General features: G+C 74.1%; 24 protein-coding genes and 2 pseudogenes. 15 read left to right on the forward strand and 11 right to left on the reverse strand.

What is annotated here, in order from left to right:
- Positions 1-213: 213 nt before the first annotated feature.
- From ACI78Z_RS21610 to ACI78Z_RS21620, 3 genes are all read right to left on the reverse strand, one after another.
- Positions 214-741, reverse strand: coding sequence for an SLATT domain-containing protein (locus ACI78Z_RS21610; protein WP_457038590.1), 528 nt, complete (start codon positions 739-741; stop codon positions 214-216).
- Positions 738-1,238 carry a DUF4231 domain-containing protein gene (locus tag ACI78Z_RS21615; RefSeq protein WP_457038591.1) on the reverse strand — a complete coding sequence of 167 codons (501 nt, stop codon included), beginning with the start codon at positions 1,236-1,238 and terminating at the stop codon, positions 738-740. The genes ACI78Z_RS21610 and ACI78Z_RS21615 overlap by 4 nt, the downstream gene beginning before the upstream one ends.
- Positions 1,239-1,350: 112 nt before the next feature.
- The gene (locus ACI78Z_RS21620) at positions 1,351-2,097 is read right to left on the reverse strand and encodes a hypothetical protein (protein WP_457038592.1); all 747 of its coding nucleotides are present in this window, start codon (positions 2,095-2,097) and stop codon (positions 1,351-1,353) included.
- A 225-nt stretch (positions 2,098-2,322) separates the two neighbouring features.
- Between ACI78Z_RS21620 and ACI78Z_RS21625 the strand changes: the two genes are divergently transcribed.
- Positions 2,323-3,672, forward strand: coding sequence for a tetratricopeptide repeat-containing protein (locus ACI78Z_RS21625; protein ID WP_457038593.1), 1,350 nt, complete (start codon positions 2,323-2,325; stop codon positions 3,670-3,672).
- A gap of 365 nt (positions 3,673-4,037) precedes the next feature.
- On the opposite strand, the gene ACI78Z_RS21630 is transcribed toward ACI78Z_RS21625, so the two are convergent.
- From ACI78Z_RS21630 to ACI78Z_RS21645, 4 genes and pseudogenes are all read right to left on the reverse strand, one after another.
- Complete coding sequence (locus ACI78Z_RS21630; protein ID WP_457038594.1) at positions 4,038-4,250, reverse strand: hypothetical protein; 213 nt, start codon at positions 4,248-4,250, stop codon at positions 4,038-4,040.
- A gap of 178 nt (positions 4,251-4,428) precedes the next feature.
- Positions 4,429-4,677, reverse strand: a pseudogene (locus ACI78Z_RS21635) (riboflavin kinase); the annotation flags it as partial.
- Between the two features lie 57 nt (positions 4,678-4,734).
- Positions 4,735-5,595 (reverse strand): alpha/beta fold hydrolase, encoded by an 861-nt coding sequence (locus ACI78Z_RS21640; protein ID WP_457038595.1) that lies wholly within the window; start codon positions 5,593-5,595, stop codon positions 4,735-4,737.
- Between the two features lie 16 nt (positions 5,596-5,611).
- Positions 5,612-6,019: a hypothetical protein gene (locus ACI78Z_RS21645; RefSeq protein ID WP_457038596.1), complete on the reverse strand. Its 408-nt coding sequence runs from the start codon at positions 6,017-6,019 to the stop codon at positions 5,612-5,614.
- Positions 6,020-6,185: 166 nt separating this feature from the next.
- Between ACI78Z_RS21645 and ACI78Z_RS21650 the strand changes: the two genes are divergently transcribed.
- A complete protein-coding gene (locus ACI78Z_RS21650; protein WP_457038597.1) occupies positions 6,186-7,151 on the forward strand; it encodes a LysR substrate-binding domain-containing protein in 966 nt (321 codons plus the stop codon).
- A gap of 207 nt (positions 7,152-7,358) precedes the next feature.
- Positions 7,359-7,811, forward strand: coding sequence for a pyridoxamine 5'-phosphate oxidase family protein (locus ACI78Z_RS21655; protein ID WP_457038598.1), 453 nt, complete (start codon positions 7,359-7,361; stop codon positions 7,809-7,811).
- A 59-nt stretch (positions 7,812-7,870) separates the two neighbouring features.
- Here the strand turns inward: ACI78Z_RS21655 and ACI78Z_RS21660 are convergent, their stop codons facing one another.
- Complete coding sequence (locus ACI78Z_RS21660; RefSeq protein ID WP_457038613.1) at positions 7,871-8,659, reverse strand: hypothetical protein; 789 nt, start codon at positions 8,657-8,659, stop codon at positions 7,871-7,873.
- A 422-nt stretch (positions 8,660-9,081) separates the two neighbouring features.
- Here ACI78Z_RS21660 and helR point away from each other — a divergent pair, with 422 nt between their 5' ends.
- Positions 9,082-11,229: an RNA polymerase recycling motor ATPase HelR gene (gene helR / locus ACI78Z_RS21665; protein ID WP_457038599.1), complete on the forward strand. Its 2,148-nt coding sequence runs from the start codon at positions 9,082-9,084 to the stop codon at positions 11,227-11,229.
- Positions 11,230-11,409: 180 nt separating this feature from the next.
- The gene (locus ACI78Z_RS21670; protein WP_457038600.1) at positions 11,410-12,765 is read left to right on the forward strand and encodes a TrpB-like pyridoxal phosphate-dependent enzyme; all 1,356 of its coding nucleotides are present in this window, start codon (positions 11,410-11,412) and stop codon (positions 12,763-12,765) included.
- A gap of 42 nt (positions 12,766-12,807) precedes the next feature.
- Here the strand turns inward: ACI78Z_RS21670 and ACI78Z_RS21675 are convergent.
- Positions 12,808-13,122 (reverse strand): annotated as a pseudogene (locus ACI78Z_RS21675) (hypothetical protein); the annotation flags it as partial.
- 587 nt (positions 13,123-13,709) lie between these two features.
- Here ACI78Z_RS21675 and ACI78Z_RS21680 point away from each other — a divergent pair.
- The 7 genes from ACI78Z_RS21680 (at position 13,710) to ACI78Z_RS21710 (ending at position 20,906) form a co-directional block, all read left to right on the forward strand.
- Positions 13,710-14,492, forward strand: coding sequence for a DUF899 domain-containing protein (locus ACI78Z_RS21680; protein ID WP_457038601.1), 783 nt, complete (start codon positions 13,710-13,712; stop codon positions 14,490-14,492).
- A gap of 169 nt (positions 14,493-14,661) precedes the next feature.
- On the forward strand, positions 14,662-15,603 hold the full coding sequence (locus ACI78Z_RS21685) for a phosphoglycerate dehydrogenase (RefSeq protein WP_457038602.1): 942 nt from the start codon (positions 14,662-14,664) through the stop codon (positions 15,601-15,603).
- An 84-nt stretch (positions 15,604-15,687) separates the two neighbouring features.
- Positions 15,688-16,347 (forward strand): GntR family transcriptional regulator, encoded by a 660-nt coding sequence (locus ACI78Z_RS21690; protein ID WP_457038603.1) that lies wholly within the window; start codon positions 15,688-15,690, stop codon positions 16,345-16,347.
- 394 nt (positions 16,348-16,741) lie between these two features.
- Positions 16,742-18,166 carry an MFS transporter gene (locus tag ACI78Z_RS21695; protein WP_457038604.1) on the forward strand — a complete coding sequence of 475 codons (1,425 nt, stop codon included), beginning with the start codon at positions 16,742-16,744 and terminating at the stop codon, positions 18,164-18,166.
- A gap of 18 nt (positions 18,167-18,184) precedes the next feature.
- Positions 18,185-19,060, forward strand: coding sequence for a transketolase (locus tag ACI78Z_RS21700; RefSeq protein WP_457038605.1), 876 nt, complete (start codon positions 18,185-18,187; stop codon positions 19,058-19,060).
- Entirely contained in the window at positions 19,057-20,127 is a 1,071-nt protein-coding gene (locus tag ACI78Z_RS21705; protein WP_457038606.1) for a transketolase family protein, read from the forward strand. The genes ACI78Z_RS21700 and ACI78Z_RS21705 overlap by 4 nt, the downstream gene beginning before the upstream one ends.
- 17 nt (positions 20,128-20,144) lie before the next feature.
- Positions 20,145-20,906, forward strand: coding sequence for an SDR family NAD(P)-dependent oxidoreductase (locus tag ACI78Z_RS21710; RefSeq protein ID WP_457038607.1), 762 nt, complete (start codon positions 20,145-20,147; stop codon positions 20,904-20,906).
- Positions 20,907-21,072: 166 nt separating this feature from the next.
- Here the strand turns inward: ACI78Z_RS21710 and ACI78Z_RS21715 are convergent, their stop codons facing one another.
- Positions 21,073-21,702 (reverse strand): TetR/AcrR family transcriptional regulator, encoded by a 630-nt coding sequence (locus tag ACI78Z_RS21715; RefSeq protein WP_457038608.1) that lies wholly within the window; start codon positions 21,700-21,702, stop codon positions 21,073-21,075.
- On the reverse strand, positions 21,699-23,246 hold the full coding sequence (locus ACI78Z_RS21720; protein WP_457038609.1) for an MFS transporter: 1,548 nt from the start codon (positions 23,244-23,246) through the stop codon (positions 21,699-21,701). Before ACI78Z_RS21720 ends, ACI78Z_RS21715 begins: the two co-directional genes overlap by 4 nt.
- Positions 23,247-23,448: 202 nt before the next feature.
- Between ACI78Z_RS21720 and ACI78Z_RS21725 the strand changes: the two genes are divergently transcribed.
- The 3 genes from ACI78Z_RS21725 (at position 23,449) to ACI78Z_RS21735 (ending at position 26,570) form a co-directional block, all read left to right on the forward strand.
- Entirely contained in the window at positions 23,449-24,195 is a 747-nt protein-coding gene (locus tag ACI78Z_RS21725) for an SDR family oxidoreductase (protein WP_457038610.1), read from the forward strand.
- A gap of 10 nt (positions 24,196-24,205) precedes the next feature.
- A complete protein-coding gene (locus ACI78Z_RS21730) occupies positions 24,206-25,009 on the forward strand; it encodes a hydroxypyruvate isomerase family protein (protein WP_457038611.1) in 804 nt (267 codons plus the stop codon).
- 127 nt (positions 25,010-25,136) lie between these two features.
- Positions 25,137-26,570: an aldehyde dehydrogenase family protein gene (locus ACI78Z_RS21735; protein WP_457038612.1), complete on the forward strand. Its 1,434-nt coding sequence runs from the start codon at positions 25,137-25,139 to the stop codon at positions 26,568-26,570.
- Positions 26,571-26,709: the final 139 nt, after the last annotated feature.

A 26,709-nucleotide genomic window follows, 5' to 3' on the forward strand; every position in this document is an offset into this window, starting at 1 on the left:
GCGGTCATCGCGTCGAACTCCTGAAGGACTGTGAGAGGTCTCCCAGAAGATCACGCGGTGGCCGCCTCGACGTTCAGGGCCCGCTACTCACCGGGCCGTCGCACACCACCCTGGTGGACGCCACTCACGCCGCGCCGCTGGCCTTCGCCCATCCCAGCCTGGTCGCGGACTGGTTCGGCCCGCGCCGGCGCGGCTCCGATCGTCACGATGGTGTCAGCGGCCGCCGCCCGCCGGTGGCTCGGGCTGAGGTGCGGTCGCGGGGCTCGGCGCGGCCACGCCCTCGGCGGTCCTGGCGGTCTCGGCCGCTGCCTCGGAGACGAGCTGGCCCCATTGGCCGATCTCCTTGGTGAAGATCTGCTCCACGCGGTCGACGTCGCGTTCCAGGTCTGCGTCGGGCGTGCGGGTGGTCCAGTCGATCTGCGCCTCGGCGACATTGCGGGCGGCGTCGGTGTACAGCTTCGTCAGGTGCGGGAACCCGATCAGGGCCTCGAACCCGGTGACGGCGACGGCCAGGGCTCCGAGCACGGCCGCGATGACGGCCAGCGCGCCACGGACGGTGGGAGCGGTGAACTGCCCGGCGACGCTCGCGAGGGCTGCGAGGACGAGGAGTGTGTTGCGGACGACGACGGTCTGCCGGTGTGCCGCCTCGTACTCCTTGCGGCGGTCGTCGTAGTACTGCTTCTGGTCCTGGATCCGGAGCGCGTGGTACAGGGCCTGGAACTCCCTGTCCTGATCGGTCATGTGGGCTCCTTGCCGTATCGGATGGCGACGACGGCGCGCTGCAGGTTGGCCTCCCGGTCGGCGCCGGCGTAAGGCCCGGTTCGGGACAGGAAGAGGAAGTGCAGGGCGCGGAGCCGTTCCGCCTTGACCCGTTCGCTCAGGTAGTCCTTGAGGTCGTCGAGCTCGCGGCTGGCCCGGCCGGTCGCCGCGAGGAGGACCCCGAGCACTGCCAGGAGCAGGCCGGGCCACCGCTGATCGGTGACGAGGGCCTGCAGTCCGCCGAGGCCGGTGAGGGCCGCCGAGCCCAGCAGGATGACCACCTGCTGCCGTCGGTAGCGGTTCTGGTGCCGGAGCGCGGCCAGGTCCGCTTCGACGAACGCCCCCGTCACCTCCCGGTCGAGTACCTGGAAGTCCGGGGCCAGTGAGGGGTATGACGCCCGCTTGTCGTCGGGGATGACAGGCCAGGACTCTGCCGGGCTGCGCAGCTTCGGGAACCGGACGAGCATCTGGGGTCGCATCGCACCTCCAGCGATGAGCGCTTCTCTCCTGCGGTACCTGAGCTGTGCAGCGGCCCGATTGTTCAACCGGGCGGGGGCTTCGAGACCCTTTCGGGTGCGCGACGACAACAGGTCACGCGTGGCCGCCGGAGGATGACCGTCTCAGCGCCGCCCGCAGCGTCCGCGCGAGCAGCTCGGGGTCACTCACGTCGATGACGTGGGTCAGCGGGGAGGCGGCGATCCGCACGGCGCGGGCATCGGCTGTCTCACCGGCGGCCGCCGCGGCCACGGCATCGGCGGTGCGCCCCGTTCCGGCGAGGACGAGGACCGGCCGGCCGCCGGCCAGGCTCTGCTCGACGTCGGCGTAGGTGATGTCGCCGCCGTTGACGACCAGCGTCGCGGACGGCTCCCCACCGGCGATCGCGGAGGCGACAGCGGCGAGCCAGGGCGACTCGTCGCCCCAGGAGTCCCCGGGCACGAGGATCACGTGCGTGTGGTGCGGCTCGAGGTCTGCCGCGTTCCCGTCATCCGGCTGGGCACCGCCCGGCGCGGCGACCGTTCCTTCGGCGGCCACCCCCACGAGAGGGAAACCGGCCCGGCACGCCGACCGGACCCGGCCGATGACCCGCATGATCCCCGCATCGGTCCCGCCGTCGACCACGGCTCCTCCGCGGCCGTCGACTACCGGGATGACCGCGCAGCGAAACACCTCCTCCACGAGCCCGTGGCGGGCCTCGTCCATCCCGGCTGCGCCACCGACCAGCGCGAGCACCGGGCGGCCCCGCGATACGCCCAGGCGGTCCAGCGCCGTCGGGAGCTCCGGGACCGCGTCGACCCGTTCGAGTGGGATCCCCGGCCCCGCTGCTGCCCGGCCGCTCATCTCAGCCTCCTGCACGCAGACGCGGTCGTTCCGCCCCTCCTGTGCTGGTCCTCGCCGAGGCGGCCGCCGGGCGCAGGGTATCGGCGGGCGGAGCGACTGCGGGGACCTGTGGTTCCGGCCCACCCTGTGCTCTCTCCGCCTTCTGGCGCAGAGACGCCGCTACCGTGGTGTCACCGTCGGCCGGCAGGGGGATTGTCCTGACGGGCTGGTCCCGGGGAGATCGACATGATCCGGATCTTCGTGAGCCACGCGCACACCGACGCACCTCTCGCACGGGCACTGGACGCCCTGATCACGACCGTCTTCGACGAGGTCGAGGTCGACTACTCCTCCGACGTGTCCGCGGGTGGCGGGATCGAGGCGGGAACCGACTGGCAGCGGTGGATCCTCGACAAGCTGCGCTCCTGCGACATGGCCGTGGTCGTCCTGACCCCGGAATCGCTGTCCCGGCCGTGGTTGATGTGGGAATCCGGTGCGGTCAGCGGCATCGCGCTGGCACTCGAGCAGCAGCCTCAGATCGTGCCGCTGCTGTTCCGGGTCAACAGGGAGAGCGTGGCCGGTCCGCTGAGCCATCTGCAGGCCGAGCTGGGGGAGTCGGAGGAGGGCGTGCGCCGGGTCGCCCACGCGGTGTGGCGTCGCCGCGGGCAGAAGCCGGCGGCAGACACGCTCGAGGTCCGGCTGGGCCTCGGTGTGAAGACCTACCTCGAGGATGTCCAGGAGGCGCTGGCGGACCGTCCGCAGTCTCTGGACGAAGGCGGCGTCCAGGAGTGGTGCGATCGGCTGGATGCCCTGCGCCGGGCCGGGCGGCATGCCGAGGTGGTGCACGTGCACCGGGCACTGCTGCTGGCCGTTGGCCGCGAGACCGGTGACGCCGAGCGCGTACCCCTGGACGTGCGGCTGCACCGCCGGCTGGGCGAGCTCTATCTGGATGCCAAGCGCGGGCGGGACGCCGCCGTCCAGTTCGAGCTGGCACTGCGCCTGTTCCCGCGGGATGTCTTCCTGCTGCACAAGCTGGCGTTGGCCCAGCTCCAGGACGGCGACCGCGGACAGTCGCTCGGCACGCTGAACAGCATCGAGGCCATCGACCCGGCGGCGGCACGGGAGAACCCGGAGATCGCCGGTCTCAAGGGCCGCCTGTACCGGGAACGGTGGCAGGCGACATCGGACGAGGCCGACCTCCGTACGGCCCGGGACGCCTACCAGGCCGCGCTCGAGCACTCGACCGACTCGTACTACATGGCCGGCAACGTGGGGGAGCTGAGCCTCGCCCTCGGCGACCGCGAGGCCGCCGAGACGGCGTACGAGACGGCGGTGGCCGCCATCCGGCGCTCCGGGGAGCGGACGTGGTGGAGCCTGGCGACCCTCGCCGGCGCCGCGATCGTCCGCGGCGACGAGGCGGAGGCGCTGTCGCTGCTCGGTGAGGCCGGCGCCCTGGGACCGTCTCCCCGCGATGTCGAGTCGATCCGGCTCGGGCTCCAGCGGCTGCAGACCCACCTCGGCCTGCCCACCGATGTCGCGGCCGGCTGGTACGGCGCACTCGCCGGCGGCCGCCCGGCCTCTGGTGACCCGGACTGACCTCACACCTCGACAACGCTCAGGCAGGCTGCGCTGGGCAGGAGCCTGGCCCGGTTCCCCGGACACCTGACCCGAGGCGGTGTTCGCGTCATGGTCACCCCATCGCTGACCGACACGGTGAGGACTGCACCCACCACTCAGCGGGACGTCACCGACCCGGCCGTGGACGTGGACGCCGCACGCAGCGAGGTCGGCGACGTGATCCGCTCCGGCTGGGCAGGCTCCTACCGACCCGGCTGGCTGCGGCGTGATCCCGACGGGATGGCGTGCCATGGCCTGCGGGGCAGCCGAACCCTCCGGCTCCGCGAGCCGAATCCCGCTCGCGTCCCCCGGTGGATCGGCAGGGCGAGCAGGGCTGTCGTCGGTCAACGGACGTTGCGGCGGACGGACCGGGCCTTGCCGGGCCGGAGCTCCATGTCGACGGGGAGGTCCGGGTCGTCGATGGCCTGTCGGGCGTGGCCGACGACGCGGTCTGCCAGGGTCCGGCGGAGCTCGGCGATGTCGGCGTACTCGGCCAGGTCGACGGTGAGGCCGAGTCGCCGCCCCCCTTGACCGACGAAGTGAGCGGACGCGCCCATGACGCCCCGGAGACCCTCCACCTCGGTCTCGACCGCGTCGGCGAGTGCGCCGGGGTGGACCGTGGTCGGGCCGTCCGGTCATCAGTGGTGAGGTCGACCCGGCCGACCGGGTCACCCCGAGCAGTTCGCGGGTGCCGTCGACGTCCCCGGCCATGGCGGTGAGCACCTCCTCGACGGTTGCGAACGCGGTCGTGGCGTGCAGCCGGTGGCACCCGACGATCTCCATGCGTCGTCCGTAGAGGTCACTGTCCCGATCGAGCGGGTGCGCCTCCGGTGTGCGCTGCCCGCCCTGGAAGGTCGGGTTGCTGCCGGCGGCAGATGGCGGTCGGCCGACGGACTCCCCGTCATGCGGCCCATCACGGCCCGGGGTCGGCCGGGACGTCGATCCGTCCGGCGTCCGCGAGAATCCGATGAGCGCAGCCGGCAGAGACGGTCGGCTCTCGCCGGGTCGGCGGGTGTCGCCCCGCCGACCCGGCGGGTGCGGTCAGGCGCGGGCCTGCTTCTTGCTCTGCAGGACCTCCAGGGCCTCGAGGAGGTAGCGACGGAAGGTGGCGTGGTTCTCGCTCATCGGGAAGTGCCCGATCTCCGGCATGTTGATGAACGAGCCGTTCGTGATCTCCTTGGCGGTGCGGGCGCTGTCCTCTGGCGTGGTGAGGTAGTCGTACTCGCCGGTGAGCATCACGACCGGGCACTGGTCCCCGTCGATGTCGCCGAGCCGGCCGCGCAGGTCGTGGTCGACCGAGTAGAAGTGCAGGTCGCCCTTGAAGGCCTCGGAGCCCTGCGAGTAGTAGAACCAGGTCTTCCAGCGGTCGGCCTCGGGGGACTGGGGCGCCATCAGGTCCCACACGCCGCTCGCGCAGACCTGGGCGGCGTTGGCGTGCGGGTGCTGCCACCAGTCGAGGTAGAAGCCGGGGGAGTAGTCCGCGCCCTCGACCGAGAGGACGCCGGCGAACCGGTCCGGACGGCGCAGGGCGAGCTGCAGCGCGATGTTGCCGCCGAAGGAGGACCCCATGAAGATCGGGTCCTCGAGCTCCAGCGCGTCGCAGAGGGCCACGATGAAGTTGGCGTAGTGGTCGGCGGTGAGCTTGTACTCCTCCTTCCACCACTCGGTGTTCTCCGGCGGGTCGGACTTGCCGTGGCGGGGGAGGTCGTAGGCGATGACCCGGTAGTCCGCCGTGATCTCGTCGTCCTCCAGCAGCCCGCGCCACTGGTGGTTGTGGCAACCGGCGGTGTGCTGGCAGACCAACGGCTGGCCGGTTCCGTTCTCGAGGTAGAAGACCTTGTACTCGAGACCGTCCACCTCCAGCGTCACGTAGTGGCCGGTGACCGGGGAGATCCTGCTCATGGTGGTCCTTCCTTCCTCAGACCGGGGCGCCGACGACGCGGAGGAGTTCGATCTGCCGGGTGATGCAGCGCAGGTTCTGCATGAGGACGAGGACCTTGCCCTCCAGCCGCATGTCGCGCTGGAAGCTCGCGGCCCAGATCCCGTGGTACATGGGTGCCGGCACGGGTTCGCCGAACCCCCGCCAGGTCTCCGCGCTGGCGCGGATGGCGAAGTCGTAGGGCACGTCCAGCGGGCCGGGGTCGACCGCGACACCGGTGACCCGGCCGGACTGCACCTGCACGACGTAGCTGCGCTCGGTGGCATCGAGCAGGTACGAGCAGGTGAAGTACTTGCCGTGGGCCTGGATCTCCGGATCGGTGTTGCTGGCCTCGGCGAAGGACTCTGCCCACGCCTGGGCCGACGCGGCGCGGGTCGGCGCAGTCATCGTCGGGCTCCTCTCTGAGCGGAACGGACCTGACCGTCGGGTGGTCGTGCACGGCGGTCGATCCCCATGAGATGGGTGTGGCCCGCGCCACGTCCAGTACCTGTCCGGCAGCGATCGATAGGCGACAGGAACTGGTGTGGGGTTCTCGCTGTGCTTGCCTCAGGTCGTGGCGGACGCACCGGAACTCCGTCTGCTGCGTTACTTCGTCGCGGTCGCCGAGGAGCTCCACTTCGGCCGGGCGGCGGTGCGCCTGCACATCAGCCAGCCCTCCTTGAGCGTGCAGATCCGCAAGCTCGAGCACAGCCTGGGTGTGCAGTTGCTGGAACGCACCAGCCGTCACGTGCAGCTCACCCCGGCCGGGGTCGTCCTCCTGGAGGAGGCCAGGCGTCTCCTGGTCAGTGCCGAGCGCCTGGCAGCCGCGACCCGCAGTGCGGCCGCCAACCACGGTGCGGGGAGTCTGATCGTCGGGTTCCAGGCCAACGCCGCGGCCGAGCTGACCCCCAAGATCCTGGCGGCGTTCCAGGCCCGCCATCCCCGGATCCAGGTGGAGATGCGGTCGCACGACTTCACCGACCCCTACGTCGGCCTGTCGAACGGTAGCGTCGACGTGGCCTTCGTCCGCCCACCGGTCCTGCTGCAGAGCTGGCTGTCGATGGAGACGCTGTTCGTCGAGCCGCGGGTCCTGGTGATGTCGAGCGATTCGCCGCTGGCCGGGCGCGACGGGGTCGCGGTGGAGGACGTCGTCGACGAGCCGTTCGTCGGACGGCGCGCCCCCGAGTACTGGCGCGACTTCTGGCTCGCCGTGGACTGTCGCGCCTCGAGCGCGGTCCGGTTGGGAGCCGAGGTCGGGAGCGTCGACAAGTGCTTCGAGGCGATCCTGAGCCGGCGGGGGGTCGCCTTCACCCAGGCCTCCACCCAGCGCTTCTACGGCCGGCCCGGCCTGACCTTCCTCCCGGTCCGCGGACTCTCGCCGTCAGCGGTGGCGATCGCCTGGCGGAACGACATGGAGGCGAAGCCGGTGCAGGACTTCGTCGAGACCGCGCGGATGCTCGCTGCGTCGGACCTGGTCCCCTCGTCCACGCCGGCGAAGGGCACACCGCTGGCAGGTGTCCGGGCCGCCCTGGCGAGATGACCGGCGGCGCGGCACCACTCAGCTGGGGGCTCGCGGCGGGGAAGAGGGGTGGGGAAGCGGTGCCGGAGGACGCCATCCCTGCCGGGGCGGCATCGTGACGACCGGGTCGACGCCCCTGTCCGGGGCAGCAGCGTCGGTCGGTGGACGCCGTCTGGCGGGCGACCTCCTCTCCTTCCGGCGGCGACACGAGCGGCTGACCGTGTGACCGTGGCAGAGACGATCGACGAAGGCACGTGCCAGCAGTTGCTGACACGCGTCGACGTCGGCCGCATCGCGTTCACCGACCGGGCCCTGCCGCAGATCGAACCGGTCCGCTTCACGTGGGACCACGGACGGATAGTCGTCACGACGGGCCTCGGCAGCCGGGTCGCCAGAGGGTGTCGGCGCGCGGTCGTGGCCTTCGAGACCGGCGCCTACGACGCGTCCGACGAGCGCGCCTGGAGCGTCACGACGATCGGGCGTTCACTGCTGGTCACCGACCCGGCGGAGACCGCGCAGCTGGAGACCCTGGGGATGACGCCGCTGCAGGTGACCTCCGGTCGCTGCTACATCGGCATCACCGTGGGAACGCTGAGAGGCCACTGGTTGCAGATCCATCGGCAGGCCCGACCGCGGGTGCGCCGCCCGAACGGCGGAGCAACCGAGTACGGCCGACGGTAGCCGGGCGGGTCGGCGCGTCCGCATGCGTCGGCGGTCGGTCCGCCCCGTTGCGTCTGGGGTCATCGGCGCTCGAAACCGCGGGCCCGTTCCCACTCCGTGACGGTCCGGGAGTAGGCGGCCCACTCCGCGCGGGCCGCGGCGACGAGGGCGTCGACGATCCCGTCCCCGAGGCCCTTGCGGGCGACCTCGCTGCGGTCGAGGAGGTCGGCGGCCTCGATCAGGGAGGTCGGCAGGGTCGGCGCTCCCGGGCCGGGCGCACCCCGCACCGGATCGGCCAGCGCCGGCTCGTGCTCGATGCCGTGCCGGGCGGCCAGCAGCACGCCGGCCAGGGCGAGGTGGGGATCGGCGTCCCCACCCGGGACGCGGTGCTCGAACCGGAGCGAGGACCTGGAGCCGGCCAGCCGCAGGGCGGCCAGCCGGTTGTCCGGTCTCCACGCGACCGAGGTGGGGGCGAACGCGCCCGGACTCAACCGCTTGTAGGCGTCGGCGGTGGGGGCGAACAGCAGCGTCAGCTCCCGCAGGCAGGCGAGCTGGCCGGCGAGCACGCGGCGCAGCAGCGCCGACTCCCCGTGCACGCCGTCGCCGGCGAGGACGGGGGTGCCGTCGAGGCCGCGGAGGCTGACGTGCAGGTGGCAGGAGTTCCCCTCGGCGGCGTCGTACTTGGGCATGAAGGTCAGCGCCATGCCCTCCTGCGCGGCGATCTGCTTGGCGGCCGTCTTGTAGAACGCCGCGGCATCGGCGGCGGCCAGCGCCTCGTCGTACCGGAAGACGATCTCGTACTGGCCGGGGGCGCACTCCCCGCGGGCCGACTCCAGGCGCAGCCCGGCGGCGACGGTCTCCCGGCGCAGCCGGCGGGTGGACGCTAGCGTGCAGGGCTGCGGAGTTGTATGAGGTGAGGCAACCCTTAGTCACATGACGATCGGCGCGTCCGGTCCGTGGTCGTCGCTGCGTCGGCGGCTCAGGGGCATCGCCGTCGGAGGTCCCGCGGACCTGCAGGTGACGGGGGAGAAGCCGACACGACCGTCTCGTGCGGGGCTCGTCCCTCCGGATCGGAGGGTGGCGGACTCTCCGTCCCACTTCGACCGTATAGCGCACCGGGGGACTTGTGGCAAGACCCGGGGTGGGCCGCAGAATCGCCGACCGAGGCCGGGACCTGCAGAGATGCGAGCCGGCGAGGGCGTGCGCTGCCGCCGGCGCACGCCGCGCCCGACGCCGTGCTTCTCGCAGCGGTCGCCGGCGACCTCGGATCGGAGCTGATGACGTGACCCCCGTGACCGCCAGCGCGTTCGACCTCCCCGACAACCTCGCCGCCAAGGCCGACCCGGCGCTGATCGCCACCGACGAGCGGCACTTCGCGGCCGTCGCGGAGAGCCTCGAGCAGTCGATCGCCGACCTGTCCGGCCGCCTCGACGCCGAGCGCAGGGCGCCCGGCGGCGCCGGCCAGGAGGCGCTCGACCGGGACCTGGAGATCCACCGGCTGACCGCCCGGCTGCGCACCCTGCGCCGCTTCGGTCTGGACCTGTGCCTCGGGCGCATGGACCCCGCGGACGACTCCGGGCCCGTGTACGTCGGACGGCTCGGCCTCACCGACGGCGCGGGTCGCCGGCTGCTGCTGGACTGGCGCTCGCCCGCGGCCGAGCCGTTCTTCGGCGCCACCCACGCCGACCCCATGGGGCTGGTCAGCCGCCGCAGGTACCGCTGGACCCGCGGCCGGATCACCGACTACTGGGACGAGGTCTTCACTCCGGACGGGTTCGACGGGCGCGCCGCCGCGCTCGACGACCAGTCCGCCTTCATCGCCAGCCTGGGCAGCAGCCGGTCGCCGCGGATGCGGGACGTGCTCGGCACCATCCAGGCCGACCAGGACGCGATCATCCGCGCGGGGTCCCGTGGTGCGCTCGTCGTCGACGGCGGTCCGGGGACGGGGAAGACCGTCGTCGCCCTGCACCGCACCGCGTACCTGCTCTACTCCGACCCGCGCCTGGGGCACCACCGCGGCGGGGTGCTGTTCGTCGGTCCGCACCCGCCCTACCTGGCCTACGTCGCCGACGTCCTGCCCAGCCTGGGGGAGGAGGGCGTGCAGACCTGCACCCTTCGGGACCTCGTCGCCGAGGGGGCCGGAGCGGGGACGGAGGCCGATCCGCACGTGGCCGCCCTGAAGTCGTCGGCGGACCTGGTGGCGGCGATCGAGACCGCCGTCCGCTTCTACGAGGAGCCGCCCGCGACGGGGGTGACCGTCGAGACCCCCTGGTCGGACATCTGGCTGAGCGCCGACGACTGGGCCGAGGCCTTCGAGGCACCGGATCCCGGCACCCCGCACAACGAGGCGCGCGACCGGGTCTGGGAGGAGCTGCTCGCCATCCTGGTCGACAAGGACGACGGCGACGCCCCGCCCGACCAGCTGCGGACGTCGCTGCGGCGGAACCGGGCGCTCGTCGCGGCGGTCGACCGAGCCTGGCCGCTGCTGGAGGCGGCCGACCTCGTCGGGGACCTGTGGTCGGTCCCCGCCTACCTGCGGACCTGCGCCCCCTGGCTGGGCGCCGACGACGTGCGGGCGCTGCAGCGCGCGGACCCCCAGGCCTGGACGGTGTCCGACCTGCCGCTCCTCGACGCGGCGCGGCAGCGGCTCGGCGACCCGGCGGCCTCGCGCCGCAGGCGCCGGCAGGAGGCCGCCGTCGCCGCCGAACGCGAGCGCATGGCCGGTGTCATCGACGAGCTGATCGCGGCCGACGACTCCGAGCTGCTGCTGATGACCAGCCTGCGCCACGCCGACCTCCGGGACGCCCTGGTCGACGAGGCCGCGCTGCCCGTCGCCGACCCGGACCGGCTCGCCGGCCCGTTCGCGCACGTCGTCGTCGACGAGGCCCAGGAGCTGACCGACGCCGAGTGGCAGATGCTGCTGCTCCGCTGCCCGTCCCGGAGCTTCACCGTCGTCGGGGACCGCGCCCAGGCCCGGCACGGCTTCCCCGAGTCCTGGCGGGAGCGGCTCGAGCGGATCGGGCTGCACGAGATCGCCCTGGCCTCCCTGAGCACCAACTACCGGACGCCGGCAGAGGTCATGGCGGAGGCCGAGCCGGTTATCCGGGCCGTGCTGCCGGACGCCAACGTGCCGGTCTCCATCCGCAGCACCGGCGTCCCCGTCGTCCACGGGTCCGTGGCGGAGCTGGGCTCGATCGTCGACACCTGGCTCGCCGCGCACGCCCAGGGGGAGGGGACCGCCTGCGTCATCGGCGACCCCACGTTCCCGGAGCGGCCGCGCGTCCGGTCGCTGACCCCGGAGCTCGCGAAGGGACTCGAGTTCGACCTGGTCGTCCTCGTCGACCCCGAGGCGTTCGGCACCGGCATCGAGGGGGCGGTCGACCGCTACGTCGCGATGACCCGCGCGACCCAGCAGCTCGTCGACCTCACGAGCTCCTGACGTCGGAGGCGGCACCTCGTCGCTATGGTGGCGGGCGTGAACCGCAGCGTGCAGTGGTGGGCCCGGTCGTCGAGGACGACCCGGGCCCGCTGACGCGCGCTCGGACCGTCCCTCCCCACCGGACGGTCCGAGGAGTTCCTCCCCGGGCAGCCGGTGGGCCGCAGCCCCGGAGGAGCAGAAGTGACGAGCACCGACGTCCCGACCGCCGCGTCGGCGATGACCAAGGCCGTGCTGGGTGAGGCGGACCTGCCCACGCACTGGTACAACCTGGCCGCCGACCTGCCGGCGCCGATGCCGCCGCACCTGCACCCCGGCACCGGGGAGCCGCTCGCGGCCGGTGACATGGCCCCGCTGTTCCCGGCGGCGCTGATCGAGCAGGAGATGACCGGGGAGCGGTTCGTGCCGATCCCGGAACCGGTCCGCGAGGTGTACCGGCTGTGGCGGCCCTCGCCGCTGTACCGGGCGCACCGCCTCGAGCGGGCGCTGGGGACGCCGGCGCGCATCTACTACAAGTACGAGGGCGTCAGCCCGGTCGGCAGCCACAAGCCGAACACCGCCGTCGCGCAGGCGTACTACAACGCGGCGGAGGGCGTGCGGCGGCTGACCACCGAGACCGGCGCGGGGCAGTGGGGCAGCGCGCTGTCGTTCGCCGCGGCGCTGTTCGGCCTGGAGTGCGAGGTGTGGCAGGTCCGCGCCTCCTACGACAGCAAGCCCTACCGGCGGATGCTGATGGAGACCTACGGCGGCGTGGTCCACGCCAGCCCGTCGAGGCTGACCGAGGCCGGCCGCGGCTTCCTCGGGCGCTTCCCCGGTACCACCGGCAGCCTCGGGATGGCCGTCAGCGAGGCCGTGGAGTCGGCGGCGCCGGACCCGGAGGCGCGGTACGCCCTGGGCAGCGTGCTCAACCACGTGCTGCTGCACCAGACGGTGATCGGCGAGGAGGCGCTGCGCCAGCTCGCGCTGTTCGGCGAGACGGCGGCCGACGTGGTCTTCGGCTGTGCCGGCGGCGGGTCGAACCTCGCCGGGCTGTCGTTCCCGTTCCTGCGGGAGACGCTGGCCGGACGCGCCGGCACCCGGGTGGTGGCGGTGGAGCCGGCCGCGTGCCCGTCGCTGACCCAGGGGCGCTACGAGTACGACCACGGCGACGTCGCCGGGCTGACCCCGCTGATGAAGATGCACACCCTCGGGCGCGACTTCGTGCCGGAGGCCATCCACGCCGGCGGGCTGCGCTACCACGGCATGGCCCCGATGGTCAGCCACGTCGTGGACCTGGGCCTGATCACCGCCCAGGCGGTCGACCAGCGGGAGGCCTTCGACGCCGGGCTGCTGTTCGCCCGCACCGAGGGCCTGGTGCCGGCGCCGGAGTCCTGCCACGCCGTGGCCGGCGCGATCGCGGAGGCCCGCCGTCGGGCGGACACCGGGGAGGCCGGCGTCCTGGTCGTGGGGCTGTCCGGCAACGGCCAGCTGGACCTGCCGGCCTATGCCGAGCACCTCGGCGGCGCCCGCACCCCGGCGACGGGGGACCAGCCCTTCTGACGGGACCGCCCGGCCGGCCGTCGCCCGGCCGGCCGGGCGCTGTCAGACGAGGGTCTGGACGAGGGTGTCCTCGGGGCCGACGGTGAGCTCGGCGCGGGCGCCGTTGACCAGCGCCAGGTGCGGTGGCACGTGGCCGCAGTCGACGTCCAGGACCACCGGGACGTCGAGGTCGCCCAGGGCGCTGCGGACGGCGTCCCGCTGGGTGAACCCGGGTGCGTCCGGCGCCTGGGACCGGCTGACGAGGACGGCGGTCGCGGCGTCGAACCACCCGGCCGGCCGGAGGCGCCACAGGTCGCGGGCGACGTCGAAGGCGGCGTGCTCCGCGACGTCGAGGTAGACGACCACTCCGTCGGGAGGGCCGCCGGGACGCCACTGGACGGCGAGGTGACCCCGATCCGGTCACCGGGTCGCAGCGCGGCGGGGTAGCGGACCGTCATCGTCGACCTCCGACCGGGACCGTGGGTGCACGGGCCGAGCATCACCGTCGGGCGGTGGGCAGGCCACTACGCAGTCGGGTCGGCGGTGATCCCGTCGAGGACCCGGTGCAGTCCCCGGACGAACTGATCGGTGGTGACGTGGCGGCCACGGTCGGGGCCGCGGCCGCGGAACAGCGGTCGCCGGGCTCGTCGTCGGCGCGCTCCACCTGCTCGACGGGGGCGACGTCCTCGCCACCGCCGTCCCCGGCCTCCCGTCCGGGAGCCGGCCGGCTCCCTCGGCGGCTCGCTGGGGGGCTGTAGGCCGTCGCGCCGGGCGTCCGCGTCTGGCAGTCGACGTCGCAGCTCGCGGCATCGACGGGGGAGGACGAGCGGTCCGCCGTCCGCGCGGCTGCCTGAGCGAGCGCGGCGCCCGCCGCGATGAGTTCCGGGCGGGTCGCGGGTCTGTCCTGGTGACCGTCGCAGGACGTCGTACGACGCTGCCCGGCACGAGACCCCACGGAGGACTCCATGACGACCACTCCGGACGACACGACCACCGCGCTGCCCGGCCGCCCGCCTGTCGTCGACCTGGCCACCTGGCAGGCCGCCCGGAACGAGCTCCTGGTCCGCGAGAAGGCCCACACCCACGAGGGCGACGCTCTCGCCGCCGCCCGCCGCCGGCTGCCGATGGTGGAGCTCGACGGGACGGTCGAGGTCGTCGGACCCGACGGCCCGGTCCCGTTCCTGGACCTGTTCCAGGGCCGCGACGAGCTCATCGTCTACAAGCACATGTGGTACGACGGCGCGCCGCACCAGGGGCAGTGCGAGGGCTGCACCATGACGACCTGGCAGCTGAGGGACACCGTCTACCTCAACGCCCGCGGCGTCTCGTTCGCCGTCCTTACCACGGGCCGGTGGGACGAGGTGGCCGCCTACGTCGAGTTCATGGGTTACACCCAGCCCTGGTACTCGGTGCGCGACGTGGAGGAGCCGGTCGGCGGGGAGATGGGCTACCTCACCTGCTTCCTGCGCGATGGCCACCGCGTGTTCCTCACCTACTCCACGACGGGTCGCGGCAACGAGCCGGTCGCCGGGTCCTTCGGCCTGCTCGACAGGACGCCCTACGGCCGCGGCGAGGCGTGGGAGGACAAGCCCGAGGGCTGGCCCGAGGGGCGCCACGCGTGCTGGTACTGGCGCTCGGACGCGGACGGGAACGCCACCTGGGGCCCGACCAGCCGCCCGGTGCCGCAGTGGACCCGTCCCGGCGCGACCCCCGTGGACACCCTCGGCCGGCACGGCCCCCACCACTGACGCGCCCGTCGACGGCGTCGGCACGACGTGTCGGGCGCCGGGCGGGACCTGCGGACGATGCTGCTGGAAGAGGGCCGGCCGGGCTGAGGGAGAGCGCCCGCGGAGCCGAGGGCGACGCGGCCCCGCCCCCCGCACGACAGGGGCCGGGCCGCGGGGCAGGCTGGACGGCGTGAAGGTGCTGCTGCCCGACTCCGTCCCCCTGGACCCCGCGCTGCCCGAGGGGGTCGAGGCGGTCCGCTACGACGCGGGCGCCCCGGTGCCCGAGGAGCACCTGGACGCCGAGGTGCTGGTCGTCTGGGGGAACGCGGCCGCCGACCTGCGCGCCGTCGCCGGCCGGATGCCGCGGCTGCGGTGGATCCAGACCCTCGCGGCCGGGCCGGACGTCGTGCTCGGCGCGGGCTTCCCGGACGACGTGCTCGTCACCTCCGGCGTGGGCCTGCACGACCGGCCGGTCACCGAGCACGCGCTGGCCCTGGTCCTCGCGCTGCTGCGCCGCCTGCCCGCCGCGATCGCCGCCCAGGCCGAGCACCGCTGGGCCGGCGAGCTCGGCGGGCTGCAGCCGCTGCACCCGGACGGGGCGGTGACCACGCTGCTCGACGCCCGGGTGCTCGTCTGGGGCTTCGGCAACATCGGGCAGAACCTCGCGCCGCTGCTGCAGGCCCTCGGCGCCCAGGTGCGCGGCGTCGGGCGCAGCGCGGGGGAGCGGTCCGGGTTCCCCGTCGTCGCCGAGGACCGGCTGGAGGCGGAGCTGGGGCAGACCGACGTCCTGGTCATGATCCTGCCCGCCACCGAGGCCACGACCCACGCGCTGGACGCGGCCCGCCTGGCCGCGCTGCCGCGGCACGCGCTCGTCGTCAACGTCGGCCGGGGGACGACGGTCGACGAGACCGCGCTCGTCGCGGCCCTCACCGAGGGGCGGATCGCCGGCGCCGCGCTCGACGTCACCGAGGTCGAGCCGCTGCCGGCCGACTCCCCGGTGTGGGACGCGCCGAACCTCCTGCTGACCCCGCACGCCGCCGGGGGCCGGCCGGTGGGGGCCGACGACCTCGTCGCGGCCAACCTCGAGGCCCTGCTCGCCGGCCGGGAGCTGCGCAACGTCGTGCCGCGGTGACACCCGTCCGGGGCAGGCCACTGTCGACAGTCGTCAGTCATGGAGCCGCGCGGCTAGCATGACCGTCGACGAGGAGGCTGGTCCGTGAGCGTTGAGTCACTGTCTGCCCTGGACCGCAGCACGCTGCGGGAGCGGTCCCTGGAGGCACTCCGAGCGGCCATCCTCACCGGTCGGTACCGGCCCGGCGACCACCTCGGTGAGGTCGAACTGGCCGGCTCGCTCGGGGTCAGCCGCGGCACCGTCCGCGAGGCCCTGCGGCACCTCCAGCAGGAGGGCCTGGTCACCGCCGGCAACCGCGGGATGCTGCGGGTCAACAGCCTGAGCTCCGCCGAGGTCCACGAGCTGTTCCGGGTCCGGGCCGCCCTCGAGGGGCTGGCCGTCCGCGAGGTCATCGCCTCGCCCCGGCGCGAGGCCGCCGCGGCCACCCTGCGCGCGGCCGTGGAGCGACTCTCCGACGAGGACGAGCCGGCCGCCCGGATGGAGGCCGACCTGGCCTTCCACCTGCAGCTCTGCCAGCTGTCGGGCAACTCCATGCTGGTCGAGGCCTGGCAGCGGCTCGAGGGCCGGATGCGCGTGGCCATCCTCAACGGCGCGAGCTGGCAGGCGCCGATGATGGCCCGCGACCGGCACGTCCCGATCGTCGAGGCCATCGAGCGGGGCGACGTCGAGGCCGCCGTGCGGGTCGTCGACGAGCACATGACCGCCGCCGCGGAGCACTTCGCCGAGGCCACCGAGTCCGCCTGAGAAAGGACCCCCTGCCCCCCACCGCTCGCACGCTCGCGGCGGGACCCTGCAGGGGGCCGCCCGTCCGCCCACGCCTCGCACGCTCGGGGCGGGACCCGAGACGGGGCCGTCCCTGCACCCCCACCGCTCGCAGACTCGGGGCGGGACGCTGCAGGGGCCACCGCGCCGTCCCGACCTCGAGAGGGCCCGTCCTCTCCCCTCCCGGCTGGCTCGCGGCGGTGCCCGAGAGCGGGCCGCCGCCGCCGTGCTGCTCCCGTCCCGACCTGCGCGTATGCAGGCGCCGGAACGTGACCCTTGACACCGTGACCAGTACCACCCACTCTAGTCGCCAGTTGACTGTTAACAGTTAACGACTAACGGGGATCCGACGCCCACCCGCCCACTGGAGGTCACCGTGACCGAGCGGCACCCACCCGTCCGCGATCCACACCTCGAGGAGGTCGCCCACTGGCACCCCATCGAGGGCACGCCCGAGAAGAAGAAGGTCGCCATCGGCTGCTCGGTCGGCGCGACGATCGAGACCTACGACTTCATCGGCTTCGGCATCGCGGCGGCGCTGTACTTCAACACCGCCTTCTTCCCCGCGGACGACCCGCTGTCGGGCACCCTGCTGTCCTTCGCCACGCTGGGCATCGGTTTCGCGGTGCGCCCGCTCGGCGGGATCATCGGCGGCTACCTCGGCGACAAGATCGGCCGCAAGCCGGTGCTCGTCGGCTCCCTGCTCCTCATGGGCATCGCGACGGTGCTCATCGGCTGCCTGCCCACCTACGACCAGGTCGGCATCTGGGCCGGGATCCTGCTGGTCCTCGTCCGGGTCGTGCAGGGGCTCGCGTTCGGCGCGGAGTGGGGCGGCGCGATCCTGATGTGCTTCGAGCACGCCCCATGGCGGAAGAAGGGCCTGTACACCGGCATCACGCAGGCCGGGTTCCCCGTCGGCCTGCTGCTGGCCAACCTCGCCTTCCTGGTCAGCGTCCCGCTGGGCGGCTCGTGGGCGTGGCGGGTGCCGTTCCTGCTGTCGGCCGTGCTGATCGTCGTGGGCATCGTGATCCGGCTCAAGGTCGAGGAGTCCCCGGAGTTCGAGGAGCTCAAGGAGGAGGGCGAGCTCTCGAAGAACCCGCTCCTCGAGGTCCTGCGCGACGACTGGCGCAACATCCTGCGCGCCTTCTGCCTGCGGATCACCGAGACCGCCGGCTACGCGGTGTCGGTCACGTTCATGCTGTCCTACGTCGCCGCCGAGGGGCTGGCCGACCGGTCGGTCACCCTCACCGCGACGATGATCGCCGCCGGCATCGGCATCTTCGCCACCACCTACTGGGGCGCACTCACCGACCGCATCGGACGGCGCCCGGTGTACCTGCTGGGCACCGCGCTGCACCTGCTGTGGGGCATCCCGCTGTTCCTCGTGGTCAACACCGGCGCCGCCGTGGCGATCGTCATCGCGTTCGTCGTCAGCTACGCGGTCCTGCAGAACTCGCTGGCCGGGGTGCAGGGCGCCTGGTTCTCGGAGCTGTTCGCCACCAAGACCCGCACCACGGGTGCCTCGCTGGCCTACCAGATGTCGGCGGTCGTCTCCGGGTTCACGCCGCTGATCACCACCGCGCTCTACGCCGGCTACGGCTGGATCGGCCCGGCGCTGCTGTTCAGCGCCTACGGCCTGCTGGGCCTGGTCGCCGCGCTGGTGACCCGTGAGACCTGGGGTCGCGTCGAGCGGGAAGAGGTCGCGGTGCTCGAGCGCGCCCTCGCCGCCGAGGCCGCCGTCCCCACCCCCCGCACCCGGACGTCCGAGCACCGGCCGACGGCCGACTCGGCCACCGACTGACCCCGAGGAGGAACGACCATGACCTCGCTGAGCACGCCGCAGGCCACACCGGCCACCGGCGACCGGGCGGAGCGGATCGAGCGTATCCGCCAGGCTGCCTACCGCATCCGCCGCAACGCCCTCGACATGGGGGAGGTGCAGGGGCAGGGCTACATCGGGCAGGCGCTCGGCGTGGCCGACGTCCTGGCGGTGGTCTACGCCGACCAGCTCCGGTACCGCCCCGAGGACCCGCACTGGCCCGACCGGGACCGGTTCCTGCTCTCCATCGGCCACTACGCCATCGCCCTCTACGCGGCGCTGGCCGAGGCCGGCACCATCCCGGCCGACGAGCTGGAGACCTACGGCTCGGACGACTCCCGGCTGCCGATGTCGGCGATGGCCTCCTACACCCCCGGTGTGGAGATCTCCGGCGGTTCCCTGGGCCACGGGCTGCCCGTGGCCACCGGGATGGCGCTCGGGCTGCGCCGGCTCGGCAATCCGGCGCGGGTGGTCAACCTGCTCTCCGACGGCGAGCTGGACGAGGGCTCGACCTGGGAGGCGGCGCTGGCCTGCGCTCACCACGGCTTGGACAACGTCACCGCGATCGTCGACGTCAACGCGCTGCAGGCCGACGGCCCCACGGCCGGCGTGCTGCGCACCGAGCCGGTGACCGACAAGTGGCGGGCCTTCGGCTGGCACGCCCTGCGGGTGGACGGCAACGACGTCGCCGCGCTCGTCGACGCCTTCGACGAGCTGCGGGCGCACCGGGGCTCGCCCGGGGTGCTGATCTGCGACACCCGCATCGGCTGCGGGGTGCCGCTGCTCGAGGGCCGGGAGAAGGCCCACTTCATGCGGGTGGAGGAGCACGAGTGGCAGCTCGCCCGCGACCAGCTGCAGGAGGGGATGACCCGATGACCAGCACCACGCCGAAGAAGAGGCTCACCACCTCGGCGATGATCGCCTCGTTCGCCGACCCCGGTCAGCGCACCGCCAGCGCCCCGTTCGGGCACGCGCTCAACCGGCTGGCCGAGCAGCGGCCCGAGATCGTCGGGCTGTCGGCGGACCTCGCCAAGTACACCGACATGCACGTGTTCCGCGACGCCCATCCAGACCGCTTCTTCCAGATGGGCATGGCCGAGCAGTCGTTGCTGGGGACGGCGGCCGGGCTGGCGGAGGTCGGCCTGGTGCCCTTCGCCTCCACCTACTCGGTGTTCGCCACGCGGCGGGCGTACGACTTCCTCTGCCTGGACATCGCCGAGCCGAACCTGAACGTCAACGTCGTCGGCGCCCTGCCCGGGCTGACCACCGGGTACGGGCCCAGCCACCAGGCCACCGAGGACCTGGCGATCCTCCGCGGCTGCCCGAACCTGACCATCGTCGACCCGTGCGACTCGGTCGACATCGAGCAGGCCGTGCCGGCGCTGGCCGACGCACCCGGCCCCACCTACCTCCGCCTGCTGCGGGGCGCGGTGCCGACCGTGCTGGATGAGTACGACTACCGGTTCGAGCTGGGCAAGGCCGCCGAGCTGCGCACCGGCCGGGACGTCGTCCTCATCTCCACCGGGCTGATGACCATGCGAGCGCTGCAGGCCGCGGCCCGGCTCGAGGCCGACCACGTGGACGTCGCCGTCCTGCACGTGCCGACCATCAAGCCGCTGGACACCGAGGCCATCCTGCGGGCCGCGCGCACCGACCGGCTGGTGGTCACGCTGGAGAACCACACCGTCGTCGGCGGCCTCGCCGAGTCGGTCGCCTCGACCCTGGCCTTCGCCGGGGTGGGCACCCGCGTGGTGCCCATCGCCCTGCCCGACGAGTTCCTCGCCGCCGGCGCCCTGCCCACCCTGCACGACCGCTACGGACTGTCCACCGACGCCGTCGTCGCGCGGGTCCGGGCCGAGCTCGGCGGGGACGCCGGGCGCCGCCCGCAGGCTTCCCCGCACGTCGCAGCAGCTCCCGCCGACCCCACCCCCGCCACCGCCTGACCCCTGGAGGAACCCCCATGTCCGTCTCCGACAAGACCGTCGTCATCACCGGCGCCGGCTCCAAGCGCGGCATCGGCCGCGCCACCGCCCACACCCTCGCCGCCGCCGGCTGGAACGTCGCGATCCTCGACCTCGACGAGGCCAGCGCCAAGGACGCCGCCCACGAGGTGGCCGAGCGCAACCGCGTGCAGGCGGTCGGCGTCGGCTGCGACATCACCGACGAGGCCTCGGTGGCGGCCGCGCTCGCCGTCCTCGACGGCGCGCTGCCTCCCGTCGGCGCCCTGGTGAACAACGCCGGCATCACCTCGCCGACCCCCTTCCTGGAGGTCGGCGGCGAGGAGTGGGACCGCATCTTCGCCGTCAACGTGCGCGGCGCGTTCAACGTGACCCAGCCGCTCGCGGCCGGCATGGCCGAGCGCGGCTTCGGCCGCATCGTCTTCCTCTCCTCGGTCTCGGCCGAGCGGGGCGGCGGGGTGTTCGGCGGGGTGGCCTACTCCGCGGCGAAGGCCGCCGAGCTCGGCTTCACCCGCGCCCTGGCCCGCGAGCTGGGGCCGCGCGGGATCACCGTGAACGCCGTCGCCCCCGGGCTCATCGACACCGACATCACCGGCGGCGCCCTGGAGGGGGAGCGCAAGGCACAGCTGGTCGCCGGGATCCCGGTGGGCCGCAACGGCCGGGTGAACGACGTCGCCGACCTCATCACCTACCTGTGCCGCGAGGAGACCGGGTACATCACCGGCGCCACCTACGACGTCAACGGCGGCTCGCACATCCATTGAGGACGCCTCTGCCCCCGCCACTCGCAGGCTCGCGGCGGGACCCTGCAGAGGGGCCGTTCCAGGCCCTCGCAGGGCTCGGCGTGGGCCCCTGAAAGGCCGCCGTTCCAGCCCCTCACCGGCGCGGCCCGTCTCCCTCGGGAGGCGGGCCGCGCCGGTGCGCGTCCCCTCAGGTGCCGGCCGGCCCAGGGGCGTTGACCAGGCGGGCGGCGAGGGTGTGCGCGGCGTCGGTGGCGCACCGGCGGAAGAGGGCGTCGTCCCCGGTGCACAGCCAGTTCACCGACGCCCCGAAGAGCAGGCCGAGCAGCGACTCCGCCAGCACGTCGACGTCCCCGGACCACGTGCCGCCGGACGCCTCGGCCACCCGGTGCAGCAGGTCGAGGACGTCGGAGCGGTACTGCTCGGTGGCCTCCTTCGCCGCGGCCCGCAGCTCGTCGTCCCGGCCGCCCATCATGGTGAGCTCCTGGAGCACCATCTCCGCGCCGGGGGCGGCGATGACGCTGTCGACGTAGCCCACCAGGGCGCGGGTGAGGACCTCGGCGGGGGTGCCCCCCGCCTCCACCGCGCGCCTGAGCAGCGCCGTGGCCCGCTCGCGGTCGGCCTGGAAGACCGCGCGCACCAGCTCGGACTTGGAGCCGAACGCGTAGTGCACGGCGCCCAGCGGGACGCCGGCCTCGCGTGCGACCGCCCGGGTGGTCAGCGACCAGGCCCCCTCCCGCTGCATCACCCGCATGGCGGCCGCCACGAGCTGGGCCCGGCGCTGCTCGACGGGCAGGTGGGGGCGCTTCCCGGCCGTCACCGCGACATGGTCTCCCGCACCGCGGCCGGGGGCGCGGCGGGCGCCGACGGCGCGCCGGCCCCCGCGGTGCCGCGCAGGAGGAGGACGGCCTGCGCCGCCACGGACGCGGCGACCAGGGCCGCGACGACCAGGACGACGTCCATGCCCGCGACGAAGGCCCGCCCGGCCTCGGCCAGGAAGGACGCCGCGACCTCCGGCGGCAGGCCTGCGGCGACCTCGGCCGCGCCGCCCAGGGTCTCGCGGGCCTCCTCGACGGCCTGGGCGGGAACGCCGGCGACCCCATCCAGGCGTGCGGCGTACACCGACAGCCCGACGGTGCCCAGCACCGCCGTCCCCATGGCACCGCCGAACTCGTAGGCGGTCTCGGAGACCGAGGCCGCCGCGCCGGCCCGCTCGGGGGGTGCCGTGGCGAGGATGACGTCATTGGTCAGCGCCTCGGCCGCCCCGACGCCCGCGCCGATCAGCACGCTGGCCACGACGAGCACCACCCGGTCGCCGTCCACCCCGAGCACCGTGCCGACAGCCAGGCCGGCCGCGGCCAGCGCCGTCCCCCCGCCGATGACCCAGCGCAGGTGCAGGTGGCGGGCCAGCCAGGGGGCGGCCAGCGACCCGCCGATCGTCGCTCCCGCGAGCGGCGCCATCCACAGGCCGGCGACCAGCGGGCTCATGCCCAGCACGAGCATCAGGTACTGGGGCAGGAAGAACATCAACCCCAGCAGGGCGAACACCGTCAGCAGGTTCGTCGTCACCGCGACGGAGAAGGCCCGGTGCCGGAACAGCCGCAGGTCCAGCAGCGGCTCGGCCAGGCGGCGCTGCCTGCGGACGAAGACCCACAGCAGGCCCAGGCCGACCGCCAGCGCCGCCACCGCCGGCGCGTGCACGCCCTCGGCGGCGGCCGTCTTGAGCGCGTAGACGACGGGCAGGACGCCGGCGATCGACAGGACGGCGGACAGCAGGTCGAACGGGCCCGGCCGCGGGTTGCGGGACTCGGGGAGCAGCGCCAGGGCACCGACCAGCAGCAGGACCATGACCGGGGTGTTCACCAGGAACACCGAGCCCCACCAGAAGTGCTCGAGCAGGAACCCGCCGACGATCGGACCGAGCGCCGCGCCGCCCGAGAACGCGGCCGCCCACGCGGCGATGGCCAGGCGTCGCTCGCGGTCGTCGGGGAACACCGAGCGCAGCAGCGCCAGGGTCGAGGGCATCAGCGTCGCCCCGCCGAGGCCGAGCAGCGCCCGGGCGGCGATGAGCACCCCGGGAGTGGTGGAGAAGGCGGCGACCACCGAGGCGGCCCCGAAGGCGACCGCGCCGGCCATGAGCAGCCGGCGGCGCCCGATGCGGTCGCCGAGGTTCCCCATGAGCACGAGCAGGCCGGCGAGCAGGAAGGAGTAGATGTCGACGATCCACAGCAGCTCGGTCGACGTGGGGCCCAGGTCGGCGGTCAGGGCGGGGACGGCGAAACCGAGCACCGTCATGTCGATGCTGATGAGCAGGACCGGCAGCGCCAGGACCACCAGGGCGGACCAGCGACGGAGCGGGGTCACGGGATTCCTCGGGACGGGGTGGCAGGGACGCCGGCAACCGGCCGGCGGACCCATCCTGCCACGGTCTTGGTCAAATGACCAAGACTCGGGCACCCCGCCGTGCGGCGCGAGTGGTCCCGGTGCGCGTCGCGGACCACGATGGGCCCGTGGACGACCTCTCCAGCCCTGCTCCCGCAGCCGGTGCCGCCGTGCGGTGCGGGTCGTGACTCCCGAGCGCCGCACCGCGGTGGTGACCGGAGCCGGCTCCGGACTCGGCCGCGCCATCGCCCGGGCGCTGCTGGCCGACGGCTGGGCCGTGGCGCTGCTGGGTCGCACCCGTCCCGCGCTGGAGGAGACGGCCGCGGCGGGGGACGGCGTCCTGGTGCTGCCCACCGACGTCGCGGACGAGCAGCAGGTGGACGCGGCGTTCGGTGCCGTCCGGGACACCTGGGGCCGGCTCGACCTGCTGGTCAACAACGCCGGCACCTTCGGTCCGGCCGGCGAGGTGGACGAGGTCGCGGTCGTCGACTGGCGGGCGACCCTGGAGGTCAACGTGACCGGCGTCTTCCTCTGCGCCCGCGCCGCCGTCCGGCTGATGAAGGCGCAGGACCCGTCCGGCGGGCGGATCGTCAACAACGGCTCGATCTCCGCGCACGTGCCGCGGCCGGGGAGCGTCGCCTACACCGCCACCAAGCACGCCGTCACCGGCCTGACCAAGGCGATCGCGCTGGACGGCCGAGCGCACCGGATCGTCTGCGGGCAGATCGACATCGGCAACGCCGCCACCGAGATGACCGCCGGGATCGCGCACGGGTCCCGCCAGGCCGACGGGTCCGTCCGGCCCGAGCCCACCTTCGACCCGGCGCACGTCGCCGACGCGGTGGTGCAGATGGCGCGGCTGCCGCTGGAGGTCAGCGTCCCGTTCACCACGATGTTGGCCACCGGCATGCCGTACCTCGGGCGGGGCTGAGGGGACCCGGGTGCGCTTCGCCGTCAACACCTCCCTCCTCTTCGGCGACCTGCCGCTCGAGCGCCGGCCGCAGGCCGCCCGGGACGCCGGGTTCACCGCGGTCGAGTCGTGGTGGCCCTTCGACGCGACGACGCCCGCCGACCGGGAGGTGGAGGCGTTCGCCCGGTCGGTCGAGGACGCCGGGGTGCGGCTGGTCGCGCTCAACTTCCCGGCCGGGGCCATGGCCGACGGCGAGCGCGGGCTGGTGTCGCTGCCCGGCCGGGAGGCGGAGTGGCGCGACGCGGTCGCCGCCACGGTCGGCATCGGGGAGCGGCTGGGCGTGCGGCTGTTCAACGCGCTGTACGGCAACCGGGCCGACGGCGTCGCCCCCGCCGCGCAGGACGCGCTCGCCGTCGAGCACCTGGCCCTCGCCGGGCGGGCGGCGGCGGGGATCGGCGGCACGGTGCTCCTCGAGCCGCTCAGCGGGGCGCCCCGGTACCCGCTGCGACGGGCGGAGGAGGCGCTGGCCGTCGTCGACCGGGTGGCCGCGGAGACCGGGGTGCGCGCGCTGGGCCTGCTGCTCGACCTCTACCACCTCGCGGTCAACGGCGAGGACCTCGACCGGGCGGTCGCCGTCCACGGCCCCCGGGTCGCGCACGTGCAGGTCGCCGACGCCCCCGGGCGGGGCGCGCCGGGTACCGGAGAGCTCGACCTCCCGCGGCACCTGCGCCGGCTCGAGGACGCCGGCTACACCGGCTGGACCGCCCTCGAGCACCTGCCGGGGGACGGCGACCCGTTCGCCTGGCTGCCCCGGGAGCGCCGCGCCGCCGGCTGATCCGGCGACGGTGGCGTGCCAGGTCGGTGCGCGGGCGCCCCTCCGGGTGGACGGACCGGCACTGGTCCGGGAGGCGTCGGATCTCGCAGATTCGGCGTCGACACCGCCCACGTCCCGAGGAGGACGCATGACCAGCCCCTACTGGGTCGCCGGGGAGCCCCGGACCGGCACCGACGTCGTGTCCGTGCGCTCGCCGTTCGACGGCGCCGAGGCCGGCCGGACGACGAACGCCACCGCCGAGGACGTCGAGGCCGCGGTGTCGGCCGCGCACTCCGCCCGCGCCGCCTGCGCCGCGCTGCCCGCCCACGCCCGGGCCGCCGCCCTCGACCACGTGTCCCGGCGGCTGGCCGAGCGCAGCGAGGAGGTCGCCGCGCTCATCACCGCCGAGTCGGGCAAGCCGCTCAAGTGGGCCCGCCTGGAGGTCGCCCGGGCGGTGTCGACGTTCCGCTGGGGCGCGGAGGAGGCGCGGCGCTGGTCGGGCAGCCTGCAGCGGCTGGACACCGACCCGGCCGCGACCGGGCGGATGGCGCTGGTGCGGCGCGTCCCGCGCGGCCCGGTGCTGGGCATCGCGCCGTTCAACTTCCCGCTCAACCTGGTGGCCCACAAGGTCGCGCCCGCGATCGCCGCGGGGGCGCCGATCGTGCTCAAGCCCGCGCCCGCCACGCCGCTGACCGCGCTGCTGCTCGGCGAGATCCTCGCCGAGACCGACCTGCCGGCCGGCGCCTGGTCGGTGCTGCCGGTGCCGAACGAGGTCGCGGCAGCGCTGGTGCAGGACCCGCGGCTGCCGGTCGTCTCCTTCACCGGGTCGGTGCCGGTCGGCTGGTCGATCCGCGAGTCGGCGCCCCGCAAGCACGTCACCCTCGAGCTCGGTGGCAACGCGGCGGCGATCGTCGCCCCCGACCAGGACGACGCGGCGCTGGACCGGGCGGCCTCCCGCATCGCGACGTTCGCGATGTACCAGGCCGGGCAGTCCTGCATCTCGGTGCAGCGGGTGTTCGCCCACCGCGCCGTCGCCGACGCGCTGACCGACCGGGTCGTCGAGGCCGTGGGCAAGCTGGTCACCGGCGACCCGACCGACGACGCCACCGACGTCGGCCCGCTGATCGACGAGCAGGCCGCCCGGCGGGTGGAGAGCTGGGTCGACGAGGCGGTGGCCGCGGGCGCGCGCGTCCTCACCGGCGGCACCCGGGACGGCGCCTCCTACGCGCCCACCGTGCTCACCGACGTCCCGGCCGACGCGAAGGTGTCCTGCGAGGAGGTCTTCGGCCCGGTCGTCGTCCTGGACACCGTGGACTCGGTCGACGAGGCGTTCGCGCGGGTCAACGACAGCCGGTTCGGGCTGCAGGCCGGCGTCTTCACCCGCGACCTGCAGGTGGCCTTCCGCGCCGCGCAGGTGCTCGAGGTCGGGGGTGTGGTGGTCGGCGACGTGCCGAGCTTCCGCGCCGACCAGATGCCCTACGGCGGGGTGAAGGACTCCGGCACCGGCCGCGAGGGCGTGCACGCCGCGATGGAGGACCTCACTGAGGAGCGCGTGCTCGTCCTCACCGGCATCGACGTGTAGGACGCCGCAGGATCTCCGGCCGCTCCTGACGACCTCGGGGCGGCCGGGGGGGGGGGGGGGGGGGGGGGGGGGGGGGGGGGGGGGGGGGGGGGGGGGGGGGGGGGGGGGCGGGGGGCGTCTGGCACTGCGGGTCGGCCTT

This window comes from Geodermatophilus sp. SYSU D01176, from assembly GCF_054050015.1.